At 66.3% G+C, this 14,193-nt stretch carries 16 protein-coding genes and 1 pseudogene; 8 read left to right on the top strand and 9 right to left on the bottom strand.

The genetic code is table 11. The features are described 5' to 3' along the window. The first annotated feature begins 147 nt into the window (after positions 1-147). Positions 148-498: a hypothetical protein gene (locus tag ACFPOB_RS26470; protein WP_377801292.1), complete on the top strand. Its 351-nt coding sequence runs from the start codon at positions 148-150 to the stop codon at positions 496-498. 282 nt (positions 499-780) lie between these two features. After that, positions 781-996, top strand: a complete 216-nt coding sequence (locus tag ACFPOB_RS26465) for a DUF1059 domain-containing protein (protein ID WP_057189707.1) — start codon at positions 781-783, stop codon at positions 994-996. A 17-nt stretch (positions 997-1,013) separates the two neighbouring features. Here ACFPOB_RS26465 and ACFPOB_RS26460 read toward each other — a convergent pair. From ACFPOB_RS26460 to ACFPOB_RS26450, 3 genes and pseudogenes are all read right to left on the bottom strand, one after another. Further along, positions 1,014-1,172, bottom strand: a pseudogene (locus ACFPOB_RS26460) (methyltransferase); the annotation flags it as partial. A 361-nt stretch (positions 1,173-1,533) separates the two neighbouring features. Then, positions 1,534-2,193 carry a class I SAM-dependent methyltransferase gene (locus ACFPOB_RS26455; RefSeq protein ID WP_377801291.1) on the bottom strand — a complete coding sequence of 220 codons (660 nt, stop codon included), beginning with the start codon at positions 2,191-2,193 and terminating at the stop codon, positions 1,534-1,536. Further along, the gene (locus tag ACFPOB_RS26450) at positions 2,190-3,344 is read right to left on the bottom strand and encodes a glycosyltransferase family 4 protein (protein WP_377801290.1); all 1,155 of its coding nucleotides are present in this window, start codon (positions 3,342-3,344) and stop codon (positions 2,190-2,192) included. The genes ACFPOB_RS26455 and ACFPOB_RS26450 overlap by 4 nt, the downstream gene beginning before the upstream one ends. A gap of 214 nt (positions 3,345-3,558) precedes the next feature. On the opposite strand from ACFPOB_RS26450, the gene ACFPOB_RS26445 reads away from it, so the two are divergent. Further along, complete coding sequence (locus ACFPOB_RS26445) at positions 3,559-4,983, top strand: M20 family metallopeptidase (RefSeq protein ID WP_377801289.1); 1,425 nt, start codon at positions 3,559-3,561, stop codon at positions 4,981-4,983. Positions 4,984-5,062: 79 nt separating this feature from the next. On the opposite strand, the gene ACFPOB_RS26440 is transcribed toward ACFPOB_RS26445, so the two are convergent. Beyond that, entirely contained in the window at positions 5,063-5,380 is a 318-nt protein-coding gene (locus ACFPOB_RS26440) for a hypothetical protein (RefSeq protein WP_377801288.1), read from the bottom strand. 198 nt (positions 5,381-5,578) lie between these two features. On the opposite strand from ACFPOB_RS26440, the gene ACFPOB_RS26435 reads away from it, so the two are divergent. Further along, on the top strand, positions 5,579-6,106 hold the full coding sequence (locus tag ACFPOB_RS26435) for a hypothetical protein (protein ID WP_377801287.1): 528 nt from the start codon (positions 5,579-5,581) through the stop codon (positions 6,104-6,106). Positions 6,107-6,116: 10 nt separating this feature from the next. On the opposite strand, the gene ACFPOB_RS26430 is transcribed toward ACFPOB_RS26435, so the two are convergent. The 5 genes from ACFPOB_RS26430 to rpsU form a co-directional block, all read right to left on the bottom strand. Then, positions 6,117-7,445, bottom strand: coding sequence for a TRAP transporter large permease (locus ACFPOB_RS26430; RefSeq protein WP_377801286.1), 1,329 nt, complete (start codon positions 7,443-7,445; stop codon positions 6,117-6,119). Continuing rightward, positions 7,445-8,032, bottom strand: a complete 588-nt coding sequence (locus ACFPOB_RS26425; RefSeq protein ID WP_377801285.1) for a TRAP transporter small permease subunit — start codon at positions 8,030-8,032, stop codon at positions 7,445-7,447. Before ACFPOB_RS26425 ends, ACFPOB_RS26430 begins: the two co-directional genes overlap by 1 nt. Before the next feature lie 88 nt (positions 8,033-8,120). Beyond that, entirely contained in the window at positions 8,121-9,236 is a 1,116-nt protein-coding gene (locus tag ACFPOB_RS26420) for a TRAP transporter substrate-binding protein (RefSeq protein ID WP_377801284.1), read from the bottom strand. Between the two features lie 278 nt (positions 9,237-9,514). Continuing rightward, a complete protein-coding gene (locus ACFPOB_RS26415; RefSeq protein WP_377801283.1) occupies positions 9,515-9,889 on the bottom strand; it encodes a DUF6481 family protein in 375 nt (124 codons plus the stop codon). A gap of 82 nt (positions 9,890-9,971) precedes the next feature. Continuing rightward, positions 9,972-10,235 (bottom strand): 30S ribosomal protein S21, encoded by a 264-nt coding sequence (rpsU, locus tag ACFPOB_RS26410; RefSeq protein WP_092162500.1) that lies wholly within the window; start codon positions 10,233-10,235, stop codon positions 9,972-9,974. 395 nt (positions 10,236-10,630) lie between these two features. Here rpsU and proB point away from each other — a divergent pair, with 395 nt between their 5' ends. The 4 genes from proB to rsfS all read left to right on the top strand — a co-directional run bounded on the left by proB (position 10,631) and on the right by rsfS (position 14,184). Next, entirely contained in the window at positions 10,631-11,770 is a 1,140-nt protein-coding gene (gene proB, locus ACFPOB_RS26405) for a glutamate 5-kinase (RefSeq protein ID WP_377801282.1), read from the top strand. A gap of 18 nt (positions 11,771-11,788) precedes the next feature. Beyond that, positions 11,789-13,096, top strand: a complete 1,308-nt coding sequence (locus ACFPOB_RS26400) for a glutamate-5-semialdehyde dehydrogenase (protein WP_377801281.1) — start codon at positions 11,789-11,791, stop codon at positions 13,094-13,096. Next, positions 13,093-13,704, top strand: coding sequence for a nicotinate-nucleotide adenylyltransferase (locus ACFPOB_RS26395; protein WP_377801280.1), 612 nt, complete (start codon positions 13,093-13,095; stop codon positions 13,702-13,704). The genes ACFPOB_RS26400 and ACFPOB_RS26395 overlap by 4 nt, the downstream gene beginning before the upstream one ends. 123 nt (positions 13,705-13,827) lie before the next feature. Next, positions 13,828-14,184: a ribosome silencing factor gene (gene rsfS, locus ACFPOB_RS26390; protein ID WP_377801279.1), complete on the top strand. Its 357-nt coding sequence runs from the start codon at positions 13,828-13,830 to the stop codon at positions 14,182-14,184. Positions 14,185-14,193 lie beyond the last annotated feature (9 nt).

The following is a 14,193-nucleotide window of genomic DNA, read 5'->3' as shown; positions in this document are numbered from 1 at the left end:
GCCACCATCGCCTCCGCGACGGCCTTCCTCTACGCAGCCGCCGCCATGGTTCTTATCCGCCGCATCGCGCGAGCGTCATGAGTTCCGGGACGGACTCTAATAGAACCGTTCCACATGGTTGATGACCCAATCGTGAGGAGCAGTTCCATGTTGAGCAGCCCGCTTCTGCCCACGATCTCGCATGGTCTTGAGAACATGCCGCAAGGTGAGGCTTTTGCCCTGCTGGTGCGTCTGGTCTCCGCGATGATCGCGGGCGTCGTGTTGTCTTCAATGGGATGCCACCTCGCCCACCCGGTACGGCGATGCGCCTATGAACTAACAAAAGTTGGCTTGGCCGAACGGGTGTCCACTCATTCGGTGGAAGAATTGGTTCAAATAGTAGAAGAGATCGGTGCGCAAATCTGGCGATTAGCGGAATTTCAATGCGATGCTCGCCTGAAGAGTGATCTAATTAGCCTAGTTGCTCCTGTATGCCAGCCAGCAACAAAGATAATTTAGTCGTCAACTGCGCGTTATTGTCTACTGATTCTCCAATCAGCTATGCGGTACCCCCACTTAGACGCAGAGTCCGTTCTCGGGTCCAAGGTCAAGGTCAGGCAGCGACCCATTGCGGACACGCGCAATCGATGAGCCGAACCGTCGGTGGATAGACCAAATAGTGGCGTTTGCCGGTGCCCTCGGACCGCATATCGCCTTCGCGACAGTCGCACTCGGGCGTATTGTGAACCGGGCAGCTCTTCGGTGTGAAGGGCACCCGATCTTCCAGTCAGGGAGGATGCCATGGGACGCAAATTCATCGACTGCCGTGAGTTTCCCAGCGAGATGAACTGCTCGATCGCGATCGGCGCCGATAGCGAGGGCGAATTGCTGGAAGCGGCCGTCCAGCATGCCGTCAAGGTTCACGGGCATCAGGATACCCCCGAATTGCGGGATATGCTCAAGAGCGTCATCAAGGACGGCATGCCCCCGGAGAAAGCGCCGAGCCGGGCCGCCTGAGCGGAAGCTTCTGCCGCCTACCGCCTCTCGCCCGCCAGCCGCCAGACCGAGCTCTTCTTGATCTCGGCATCCTCCAGCGCGCGCGTCACCGGCACCTGATAGGTCGCGACCTCGGCGAGCCTGTCCTTGGGTAGGTAGCTGCGACTGGGATCCCCGATCAGCACGGTCGCGCCGCGCTGAAAGCCAAGCGGTTACCTACCCTGTCAGCTTGCGCTCATGGCAGGTATCAGCCGCCGCTGATCAAGGAACATTCCCTGTGAGCAGCCCGATACCCCAGAATAGCGTTAGATAAAAGCGGGGGTTGAACACCACTAAAAGAACTATCGAAACAACTATTAGAAAAATAATAATTCCCACTCTTTCTCGCCAATCCATGCAAGAACTCCATCGTAATTGCTGAGATCGATAAGTACCGTTAGCATATATGGTCACGTTCGACAAAAGATGCTAAACCATCTCCGGAAATCAGTTTCGACCAACCTCCCACCGATGCCAGAAAATCTTCTGCCAACGATATTCGCCCTCCAAAGATGCTTGCTATCTCAACATCCAAACCGAGCTTTTCTTGATCTCGGCATCCTCCAGCGCCCGCGTCACCGGCACCTGATAGGTCGCGACTTCGACGAGCCTGTCCTTGGGCAGATAGCTGCGGCCGGGGTCGCCGATCAGCACGGTCGCGCCGCGCCGGGACAGGCCTGAGAGCCAGTCGATCACCTGCGCCGCCAATTCGCGCTCATAGCAGATGTCGCCGGCGAGGATGACGTCCCAGCCCTGGTCGAGGCCGAGGAGATCGTCGAGCCGTGCCTCGATCGAGACGCCGTTCGCCACTGCATTGAGACCGATCGCCGCTCCGGCGAAGGCGTCGATATCGGCCGCGATCACCTCTGCCGCCCCCGCCTTGGCCGCCGCGATGGCGACGAGGCCGGAGCCGCTGGCGAAATCGAGCACGCGCTTGGCCCGCACGACCTCCGGATGATCGAGAATGTAGCGCGCCAGCGCCTGCCCGCCGGCCCAGGCGAAGGCCCAGAACGGCGGCGGCAGGCCGATCGTCGCCAGCTCGTCCTCGGTCTTCTGCCAGAGCTCGGTCGCCTCCTGCGCGACATGCAGCGAGATCTCAGGCGCATGCGGCACCGGCAGCAGCCGAGTATGGGCGCGGATGAAGGCGAGCCGGTCCAACGTGGCGTCGCTTTCGCTCACGCGACCAGATCCGCCTGGCGCTGCCCGAGCAGAGAGCGATAGAGCGCCTTGACCCCATCCATCACGTCGCGCTCGGTATAGCCGGCGAGCAGGCGCTCGCGCGCGCTGACCCCCATGCGCTCGACCTGGCCGGGCGAGGCGGCAAGCGTCACCAGCGCCTGCGCCAGCGCGGCGATGTCGTTCGCCGGCACGACGAAGCCGTCCTGGCCGGTGCGCACGAAGGAGCGGCAGCCCGGCACGTCGGTAGTCAGCAGCGCCCGCCCGCAGGCGGCGCCCTCCAGCAAGGTGCGTGGCAGACCCTCGCCACCGCGCGAGGGCAGGCAGCAGACGTGGTGCTTGCGCCAGACGCCCTCGATGTCGCGCGTCGGCCCGGCCCAATTGATCCCCGGCCGCGCCGACCATTCGCGCAGGGTCGCCTCCGGCACCGCCTTCGGGTTGGAGCGGTCGGGCGCGCCATGCAGGGTCAGCTCGACCCGTGCGCCCTGCTTGCGCGCCAGGGTCACCGCTTCGACCGCGAGATCGACGCCCTTCGACCAGAGCATGCGGGCGACGAGCGCGACCTTGAGCGGCGGCTGCGGCGGCATCGGCTCCGGCATCAGGATCAGCGGATCGACCCCGGCGCCGCCGACGATCGCGACCTTCGCCCCATCGGCCGGATCGAGCCCGAGCGTGACGGGATCGTCGGGATTCTCGAACAGGAAGCGCACCAGCGGCCCGTCGATCGCCTCGCGCAGCCAGAGTTTTGCGCCCAGCCGCGCCGCATCGGCGAGCCCGCCTTCGCGTGCGCCGAGGAAGCCGAGTCCCGTTAAGGCATAGACCCGCCGTTCGACCCCGGCGAGCCGCCCGGCGAGGCCGGCGAGCACGATCGGCTTCAGCGCGATGCAGTGCAGGATGTCGGGCTTCTCTCGCTCGATCAGGCGCTTCAGGGCAATGATCTGCTTGACCAGCGCCACCGGCGAAAGCGAGCGCCGCTCCGCCTCCAGCGCGATCAGCCTTGCGCCGGTCGCCTCGATCGCCTTGCGATGATTGCGCTCCCGCGCAATCACGGCGACATCGAGCCCCATCTCCGCCGCGGCGCGTGCCATCGGCAGGAAATGCGAGGCGAAGAACCAGTCCTCGGTGGCGACGAACAACAGCTTCTGGCGGGCCATGGCGCGCATCAGGCAAAACCACGCGGGAAGGTCAAGCGCTTAACCGCTCTTCCCCTGCAGCTCTCATCCTGAGACGCCGCTGACGCGGCCTCCCCAGGATGAGGGCTGGAGACTGTCCGCCGCCAGGCAGGGCCGCCATGCCCTGCGGTTGCTGGACGCAAAGCGCCGCGCTTGCGACAAGGGCCGCGAGAGGTTCCCTCCAGCGAGAAGAAACATGGACAATCGCAACGACCTCTGGCGTCACGTCGACGCCAGCAAAGAGCGCTTCATCGAACTCAGCGACCGGGTCTGGGCCATTCCCGAGGTCTGCTACACCGAGAAGCGCTCGGTCGCCGAGCATGTCGCCGAACTCAAGCATCAGGGCTTCCGGATCACTGAGAACGTCGCCGACATCCCGACCGCGGTGATCGGCGAAGCCGGCGAAGGCGGCCCGGTCATCGCCTTCCTCGGCGAATACGACGCGCTGCCCGGTCTCAGCCAGGAAGCCGGCGTCGCCGAGCATCGCGAGATCGAGCCCGGCGGCGACGGCCATGGCTGCGGCCACAACCTCCTCGGCTCGGCCGCCCTGCTGGCGGCGACCGCGATGAAGAACTGGCTCGCCGAGAACAAGCTGCCCGGCCGCGTCCGCTATTACGGCTGCCCAGCCGAGGAAGGCGGCGCCGCCAAGGCTTTCATGGTCCGCGCCGGCGCCTTCAAGGACGCCGATGTCGCCATCTCCTGGCATCCGAACAGCTTCTGGGAGGTGACGCCGCCGCTCTCGCTCGCCAACACCCGCGCCGATTTCATCTTCACCGGCCGCACCTCGCATGCCGCCGCTTCGCCTGAGCTCGGCCGCAGCGCGCTCGATGCCGTCGAGCTGATGAATGTCGGCGTCAACTACATGCGCGAGCACATGCCGAGCGATGCGCGGGTGCATTACGCCCTGCTCGACACCGGCGGCATCGCCCCCAATGTCGTCCAGGCCCATGCCCGCGTGCGCTACTCGATCCGCGCCCGTGACCTGCCGGGGATGCTGGAGCTGGTCGGCCGCGTCAAGAAGATCGCCGAGGGCGCCGCGCTGATGACAGAGACGAGCGTCGAGGTGAAGATCGTCAGCGCCGTCTCGAACGTCGTCGGCAACGGCCCGCTGGAGCGGGCACTGCAGGGCATCATGGAGGATTTCGGCCCGCCGCATTTCGACGACGCCGACAAGGAGTTCGCCAGGCAGATCCGCGCGACCCTCTCGCAGAAGGACATCGACGCCGTCTGGCGCGCGATCGGCATGCCGAAGACCGATGCCGAGCTCGCCGATTTCACCGTGCCGCTCGATGCGCCGCGCAACCCGGCGATCGGGTCGACCGATGTCGGCGATGTCAGCTGGGTCGTTCCGACCGTGCAGGCGCATGCGCCGACCGTCGCGATCGGCACGCCCTTCCACACCTGGCAGGTGGTGGCGCAGGGCAAGATGCCGGCGGCGCACAAGGCGATGGTCCAGGTCGCCAAGGCAATGGCCGCCACCGGCGCCGCCGTGCTGACCGATGCCCAGCTGATGGCGGCGGCCAAGGCCGATTTCCAGAAGCGCGTCGCCGCCGCTGGCGGCTATATCTCGCCGGTTCCTCCGGAGGTGAAGCCGCCGCTGACCATGTCGACCGGCGGCTGATCCCCGGCACATGAAAAAGCCCGCCGGGCGAACCGGCGGGCGAGTCTGTCGGGCCGGGGAGGACGGCCCAGGGAGACGCTCAGTAATAGGTGCGGCAGACGCGGCGGGTGCCGACATATTCGCCGTAGTAGTTGACGCGGTCGACGAGGTGGCAGCGACGAACCGGGCCGGGGCCGTAGGCATAGGCCGGGGCATAGCCGCCATCGTAGTAGCCATAGGCCGGGCCGCTGGCCGCGCCGGCGGCGAGAGCCCCGAGGGCGAGCGCACCGACGATGCCGGCGCCGATCGCAGCGCCGCGATAGCGCGGACGGGCCTCGGCATCAGAGGTGGCGAAAACGGAAGCGCCGATCGCGAGGGCGGCAAGGGCGGCGGCGAAGCTCTTCTTGGTACGGGTCATGTTCGTTCTCCGATCTGGTAGCCGGGTGGCGAACTGTTCGCCATGCTCCCGGCTTGTCGGTCGCAGGACCGGAATCGCGCGGGTCGCATAAAAAATTCCCGAAACGCCCTCAGGTTCCGATTGACGCCCGCTCGCGGCAGCTTGCCGAGGCGCGCCGGATGTCGTCGGATCGGTCGTCCTCCCACGGAGATTCACGCCATGACGCTCGCCCGGCTCGCTCTCGCCATCGGCTTCGCAACCGTGCTGGCCGCACCCCTGCGGGCCGAGCAATGGGTCAGCAGCTACACGACGCATGAGTACGCCAAATGCCGTAAGGACAAGGGCAATGGCGACCCGGTCTCGGTGCATCGCTGCCCCGGCAAGGCCGGCATCACAGTGATCTGGACCGCCGGCGACGATTCATCAGCGGTCGAGTTTGGCACCAGGGCGCTGCAGGAGACGATCTCCGACAAGGCCGCCTTCTTCGAGGCGGGCAAGACGATCGAATGGCGCGGTCCGAAGGGCGGGAAGCCCCAGGCGGCGATTCTGCGCTACGCTACCGGGCAGAATGTCGGCAAGCTCGACGGCAGCCGGCTCGTCGTCTACCGGCTCGCGCCGGATGGCCCTTCCTGCATCATCGGCAGTGTCGACGCCCGCAAGCCGGGCGCCAATGCCGCCGCCCGCCGCCTCGCCGACGAGAAGGCGGCAGGGTTCCGCTGTGGCCAGGACGCTCGCTCCGAAGACTGAAGCCTGAGCCTCAGCCGTAGAGATATTTCGGCAGCCAGAGCGCGATGCCCGGGAAGACGTAGACCAGGACCATCGCCACCAGCACGATCCAGAGGAAGGGCATCACGCCGGAGAAGATCTGGTTGATGGTGACGTGCGGCGGCGCGATGCCCTTGAGGTAAAACGGCGCCATCGCCACCGGCGGCGACAGGAACGAGGTCTGGATGTTCAGGGCGATCAGGATGCCGAAGAACAGCGGATCGATCTTGAAGAACTCCAGCAGCGGCAGGAAGATCGGCACGAAGATCACGATGATCTCGGTCCATTCCAGCGGCCAGCCGAGCACGAAGATGATCAGCTGCGCCACGATCAGGAACATGGTCGGCGACAGATTGAGCGCCGTGACCAGGTTCTTGATCGGCTCGTGACCGCCGAGGATGGCGAAGATCGACGAGAAGATGAAGGACCCGACGAAGAGCCAGCAGACCATGGCCGAGGTCCGCGCCGTCAGGATCACCGATTCCTTGACCTTGGTGAAGGAGAGCGAGCGGTAGGCGGCCGCGAGAATGAGGCTGCCGAGCGAGCCGATCGCGGCTGCCTCGGTCGGCGTCGCCAGGCCGAAGAAGATCGCGCCCAGCACCGACATGATTAGGATGGTGAGCGGGAAGAAGCTGGTCGCGAGCGCCCAGGCGACCGCCATCCACGGGACGTCTGTCTGCTCCTTCGGCAGCTTCGGCGCCAGGCTCGGATCGCGCCAGCAGCGGATCAGCACATAGAGCATGTAGAGCGAGGCAAGCAGCAGGCCGGGAAAGAGCGCGGCGGCATAGAGCTTCGGCACCGAGACGCCGGCGGTCGCGCCGTAGAGGATCAGCATCACGGAGGGCGGGATCAGGATGCCGAGGCAGCCGCCCGCGCAGACCACCCCGGCCGAGAGCTTGACGTCGTAGCCGGCCCGCAGCATCGCCGGAAAGGCGAGCAGGCCCATCAGCGTCACCACCGCGCCGACGATGCCGGTCGCGGTCGCGAAGATGGCGCAGGTCGCCAATGTGGCAATGGCGAGAGAGCCTGGGACATTGCCGAGCGCGAGCTGGATCGAGTGGAACAGCCGGTCGAGGATGTTCGCCCGCTCGATGATGTAGCCCATGAAGATGAAGAGCGGGATCGAGACCAGGACGTCATTGGCCATCACCGAATAGGTGCGCTGGACCACGAGGTTGAACACGGTGTCGCCCATCGCCCAGTAGCCGAAGCCGACGCCCAGAGCCATCAGCGTGAAGGCGATCGGGAAGCCGAGCATGATGAAGAAGATGAACAGGACGAGCATCACCACGCCCAGTTCCGGATTGCCCAAGCCGAACATCAGACCGTCTTCCCTGCGTCGGACCCGCCTTGCGCGGCCTGTTCGAGAATGAGCTTCTCGGTTTCCTCGACATCGTGCAGCCGGGGCGGCCACTCGCCGGTGCGCAGGCAGATGACGCAGCGCGCCACCTCGGCCAGACCCTGCAGCGTCATCAGCACGCCGGCGATCGGGATCAGCGACTTGAAATGGTAGAGCGGCGGCCCGTTCGGCGAGTTCGAGGAGTGCTCCTTGATCATCCAGGAGAAAGCCGCGAATTTGTAGCCGGCCCAGGCGAGCGCGATGATGCCGGGAAAGAAGAACAGGATGTAGAGCGCCAGATCGAGCCTGGCCTGCGTCTTCGGACTCCAGGAGCGATAGAGGAAGTCGCCGCGCACATGGGCGTTGCGGGCGAGCGCATAGGGCCCGGCCAGCATGAACAGCGTGCCGTAGAGGATGTAGCTGACGTCGAAGGCCCATTCGGTCGGCGCCCGTAGCGCATAGCGCGAAAAGACCTCGTAGCTGATCGCCAGCGTCAGGATCAGGATCGTCCAGCCGGCAAGCTTGCCGATGGCGGTGTTGAACTTGTCGATCGCGAGGATCAGTTTCATCCGCTTCCGTCGCCTGCTGTTCGGATTGGCAAAGAACGCCCGCCACCACGGAGGATGGCGGGCGCGGCTTTTGTCGAGGCAGCAGCGTTCAGGTCTTGAAGAAGTGGTCGAAGGCGAGGTCGCGCGAGGGCTCGTTGAGCCGCTCGTAGGAAACGGTGCGCTTGACCCAGGCCTTCTGGCTGTCGACCACTTTCTTGAAGAAGGCGTTCTCGGCGCCGAGCTTCTCGAGCACCTTGTCCCAGGCAGCGAGCTGCGCCTTCAGGATCGCTTCCGGCGTCGCGACGACGTTGACGCCCTTCGCTCGCAGCCCCTCCAGGTCCTTGGAATAGCGGTCGAGCGCCTTCCAGTTCATGTCGGACGAGGCCGACTCGCCGGCATATTTCACGATCGCCTTGAGTTCGGGCGAGAGCGCGTCGAACTTGGTCTTGTTGAAGAGCAGCTCGAAGCTCTCGGCCGCCTGATGATAGCTCTGCAGCATGTAGACCTTGGCGACGTCCTGGAAGCCGAGGATCGAATCCGAGGACGGATTGTTGAACTCGGCGCCGTCGATGACGCCGCGCTCCAGCGCCGGTACGATCTCGCCGCCAGCGAGGATGGTGACGGCGGCGCCCATCTCGCGCATCAGGTCGGCGGCGAGGCCGACGGTACGGTATTTCAGGCCCTTGAAGTCGTCCGCCGTCTTTAGCTCCTTCTTGAACCAGCCGAGCGGCTGGCATGGCATCGGCCCCGAGAAGAAGCCGACAAGGTTGAGCTTGAGCTGGTTTTGGACAAGGTCGTTGTAGAGGTCGTAGCCGCCGCCATGGTTCATCCAGCCGAGGAAGTTGGTGGCGTCCCAACCTAGCGCAGGCGGCGTGCCGAACAGCGAGAACGCCTTGTTCTTGCCGTACCAATAGGCGGAGACGCCATGGCCGCCGTCGAGGATGCCGGCCGCGACCGCATCCTGCATCTGGAAGGCCGGCACCACGGCTCCGGCGGCGAGCACGTCCATCTTCAGGCGGCCGCCGGACATGTCGTTGACCCGCTTGGCGAAATCGCCGGCGAATTCGTGGAAGATGTCCTTGGTCGGCCAGGTCGACTGGAACTTCCAGGTCACGGTCTGTGCCCGGCTCACCTGCGGCATGGCGATCGCGCCGGCGCCCGCGAGGCCGGCTACTTTCAGAAAGTTACGTCGATTGGCGGGCGTCTTCGTCGCTTCGGACGTCATGGTTTCTCCCCAGAGAATTGGCGCCGTTGGAGCCGGCGAGCATTGTTTGCGGCTCTGCTGGCCGGTCGGACTGAGAGTTTCGGCAGTGCGGGGAGATGGCAAGCCGAACGGACTATAACTTTAGTTGTAAGCGAAACGAACACCGTTCCCATACGGAACGAGTGCTATTCCCACGTGGAAAGAACGGGTGTCGCGAGCGCCCATCCGTCAAAGAGAAACGGCGCCGCACAAGGTGCGGCGCCGCGATCGATCGACCGATTCCGATCGAGAATTCGTGTTCAGCGGCGCTTACCGGCGACGCGCATCTCCATGTACTGCACGGCCTCGAGCAGGACGCGGCGCGGCCGCTCGGCATCGCGCTTGGCCTGCTCGGCCTTGCGCTGCGCCTCGCGCTCGATCTCGGCCAGGCGTTCGGCCTCCTCGCGCGCAGCCTGCTCGATCGCGGCAAGGCGCTCTGCCTCAAGCCGTTCGGCCTCCTTCTTGGCATCGCGCTCGGCCCGCGCGGCGGCGATCGCCTCGCGCTCGGCCCGACGCTGCACCATTACCGGATCGTCCGGCCCGGGGCGCTTTTTGAAGCGCTCGAGCAGGGCCTTCTTCGCATTGGCGGAATTGGCCTGGCGATCGGTGAAATGGCGGTCGTTCGGGTTCTTCAAGGTTGGCCTTCAGGAGTTGCTCGGGCGAGATTGCCGCCCGCGCGCTGCAAATAGGACAGCTCGCGGAAGTTTTGTAGTGAAATCAGCGCGGGGTAGCTGCGCCGGCAGCGCGGGGCTTGAGCACCTTCGGCTTCGGCGCCGCGATCAGGCCTTCGCGCTGAGCCTGCTTGCGGGCGAGCTTGCGGGCGCGGCGCACGGCCTCGGCCTTCTCGCGAGCGCGCTGCTCGGACGGCTTCTCATACGAAGCGCGACGCTTCATCTCGCGGAACACGCCTTCGCGCTGCAATTTCTTCTTCAAAACGCGAATGGCCTGATCGACATTATTGTCGCGCACGAGAACCTGCATCCGTGTCTCCAGCTTTGCAGGATGGAAGGAAAAAGGGTCAGGCAACGCCCGACCCTTTGGGATTTGTGCGCCGCGGTAGCAGAATTCCGCGGCGGGCGCCACCCCTAATCGTATCGCGCACGGCGCATGACGAGCCTGCGCCGTCCCATGTTTCTTGGCACGCCTGATCCAATCGGCCCTGACCGATATCAGTCACGGATTCTGGGCGTTCGTCTCGCACGTCGCCCGCAAGACCGCGCGCCTCGCCGTGGCTGCTGTGCGCGCCGCCAGGCCGCCGAGCCCCAAAGCACCGTGCCCGGCACAGCGGCAATGCGCCTGTACTGCTTTACAATGCCGGCAATTTAGCCAAGGAACGGCAGCGGGTGGATCCCGCCCGCCAAAGCCCGGTCCCGCCCGTGAACTTGCCTGCCCTCGACCAGTTCCGCCGCATCGTCGTCAAGGTCGGCTCGTCCCTGCTCGTCGACCGGGGACAGGGGCGCCTGCGCCATGCCTGGCTCGCCGCTTTGGCCGAGGATCTCGCCGAATTGCATGCTCGCGGTGCCGATGTCCTCGTCGTTTCGTCGGGAGCTATCGCGCTCGGCCGCACCGTGCTGAAGCTGCCGGCCGGCCCGCTCCGGCTCGAGGAGAGCCAGGCTTCCGCCGCGATCGGGCAGATCGCGCTCGCCCGCAACTGGTCGGAAGCGCTCGGCCATCACGGGCTCAACGCCGGCCAGATCCTGCTGACGCTGGCCGACACCGAGGAACGCCGACGGTATCTCAACGCCCGCGCCACGCTGGGGCGCCTGCTCGATTTGCGCGCCGTTCCCGTCATCAATGAGAACGACACGGTCGCTACCTCCGAGATCCGCTATGGCGACAATGATCGGCTCGCCGCCCGCGTCGCCACCATGGCCGGCGCCGATCTGCTGGTGCTGTTCTCCGACATTGACGGGCTCTACACCGCCCCACCACAGTCGAGCCCGGACGCCAGGCATATTCCGGTCATCCCGGCGATCACGCCTACGATCGAGGCGATGGCGGGTGGCGCCGCCTCCGAGCTCTCGCGCGGCGGCATGCGCACCAAGATCGAAGCAGGCAAGATCGCGACCGCTGGCGGCGCCCATATGCTGATCGCCGACGGAAGGGCCAAGAACCCGCTGCGCGCGGTCGCGCAGGGCGCGCGCTGCTCCTGGTTCCTCAGCGCCTCGACGCCCGCGACCGCCCGCAAGACCTGGATCGCCGGCTCGCTCGAGCCGCGTGGCACTCTCCATGTCGACGACGGCGCCGCTCGCGCCCTGCGCGGCGGCGCCAGCCTGCTGCCGGTCGGCGTCACCCGAATCGAGGGCGCCTTCAGCCGCGGCGACGCCGTGATGATCCGCGCCGGCGACGGCAGCGAGCTCGGCCGCGGCCTCGTCGCCTATGACGCGGACGAAGCCGTGCGCGTGCTCGGCAAGGCCTCGCGCGAGATCGAGGCCGTGCTCGGCTATCCCGGCCGCGCCGAGATGATTCACCGGGACGACATGGCGCTGCGCCTCGGCTACGATCCCGATGCGTGAGGAAACTGCGGGCCTATAATGACCAGCGAAAGCGCAAGGCGCGCCCCGGCGCCCGACAATGAGAACGGCGACGTCCCCGCGCTGATGCGCGGGCTCGGCCGAGCCGCCCGCGCCGCCGCGCGCCGGGTCGGCACTGCGTCGACCGAACAGCGCAACCACGCGCTCATCGCAATGGCCGACGCCCTGCGCAAGCGTGCTCCGGCGATCCTTGCCGCCAACCAGCAGGACCTCGCCGATGCGCGCGCATCCGGCCTGATCGCTTCCTTCATCGATCGCCTGAGCCTCGACGAGGCTCGCTTGGAGGCGGTCGCCCAGGCTGTCGCCGATATCGCCGCCCTGCCCGACCCGGTCGGCAAGGTGCTGGCGAGCTGGACTCAGCCCAACGGACTGTTCTTCGAGCGTGTCGCCACCCCGCTCGGCGTCGTCGCGGTGATCTTCGAGAGCCGCCCCAACGTCACGGCGGACGCCGGTGCGCTCTGCCTGAAGAGCGGCAATGTCGCGATCCTGCGGGCGGGCTCGGACAGCTTCCGCAGCTCCAGCGAGATCGCCGCCGCAATGCAGGATGGGCTTAGCCTCGCTGGCCTGCCGCGCGAGGCGATCCAGCTGGTTCCGAGCCGCGACCGGGCCGCTGTCGGCGAGATTCTCAAGGGGCTCGATGGGACCATCGACGTCGTCGTGCCGCGCGGCGGCAAGAGCCTGGTGGCGCGTGTGCAGCAAGAGGCGCGCGTGCCGGTCTTCGCCCATCTCGACGGCAACAACCATGTCTACGTCCATGCGCAGGCCGATCTCGCCATGGCCCGCGCGATCCTCATCAACGCCAAGTTGCGCCGCACCGGCGTCTGCGGCGCCGCCGAGACGCTGCTGGTCGACGAAGCCTGCGCGGCGACGCATCTGAAACCGCTGGTCGCCGCCTTGCTCGACGAAGGCTGCGCGGTGCGCGGCGATGCGGCGACGCTCGCCGTCGACCCGCGGGTCACACCGGCGAGCGAGGAGGACTGGCGCACCGAATATCTCGACCGCATCATCGCGGTGAAAGTCGTCTCCGGTCTCGACGCCGCGATTAGCCACATCGAGACCTATGGCTCGCACCATACCGATGCGATCGTGACGGGAGACGAAGCCGCCGCCACCCGCTTCCTCGCCGAGGTCGATTCGGCGATTGTCCTGCACAACGCCTCGACCCAGTTCGCCGATGGCGGCGAGTTCGGCTTCGGCGCCGAGATCGGCATCGCCACCGGCCGCATGCATGCGCGCGGCCCGGTCGGCGTCGAGCAGCTCTGCTCCTTCAAATACCGGGTCCACGGCCAGGGTCAGGTCCGCCCGTGAGCGCCGAGGAGCTACGCCTGCCGCCGCACGCCCCGGGACTGCGCATCGGGCTGTTCGGCGGTACCTTCAACCCGGCCCATGACGGCCACCGCATGGCGAGTCTGACCGCTTTACGCCGGCTCCAGCTCGACCGGGTCTGGTGGCTGGTGACGCCCGGCAATCCGCTGAAGGACAACCACGCCCTGCCGCCGCTGGCGCAGCGCATCGCCCAGGCCCGCGCGCTCGCCGACCATGGCCACATCAATGTCACCGGCATCGAGGCGACCCTGCGCACGCGCTACACCGCCGACACGCTGCGCCAGCTCAAGCGCCGCTGCCCCGGCGTGCGCTTCGTCTGGATCATGGGCTCGGACAATCTCGCCAATTTCCACCGCTGGAACGAATGGCGCACCATCGCCCGGTTGATGCCGATCGCGGTGATCGACCGCCCGGGCTCGACCCATCGCTCGATCGCCTCGCCCGCCGCAAACTGGATGGCGCGCTGGCGTCTGTCGGAGAATCAGGGTGCCGCCTTGCCGGTGCGCACCCCGCCCGCCTGGATCTTCCTGCATGGCCGCCGCTCCGACCTGTCCTCGACCTATCTGCGCGAGCTTGCCGAAACCAATTGAATTTGCCCCCTTTGGCGCTTAAATTGGACGCGTCGCGCCAGGAGCGCGTCGTCACGTGAGGACACGGCTCTGAACCGTCAATCCATCGGCGAAGCCGGCGCCGCGCCGCTTCCCCCGGCTGCCATGACCGAGAACCCCGCCGCGAACAGCATCGCGCTCGCCCTCCAGGTCCTGGACGATATGAAGGCCGAGGACGCCACCGTGATCGACCTCGTCGGCAAGACCTCGCTGGCCGACGCCATGATCATCGCTTCCGGCCGGGTCAACCGTCACGTCGCCTCGATCGCCGAGAGCCTCGTCGAGGCCTTCAAGAAGGCCGGCCACGAGACGCCGAAGGTCGAAGGATTTCCTGCCTGCGACTGGGTGCTGATCGACACGGGTGACCTGATCATCCACATCTTCCGGCCGGAAGTGCGCCAGTTCTACAATCTTGAGAAGATGTGGGGCGCTGACCGGCCGCGCGAGCGCCTCGTCGGCTAAAATCAAGAT

This window comes from Allobosea eneae, assembly GCF_042657265.1.
Taxonomy (GTDB): Bacteria; Pseudomonadota; Alphaproteobacteria; order Rhizobiales; family Beijerinckiaceae; genus Allobosea; species Allobosea eneae.
Note: the sequence above shows the minus strand (reverse complement) of the source record. Positions and strands in the feature narration are given on the sequence as shown.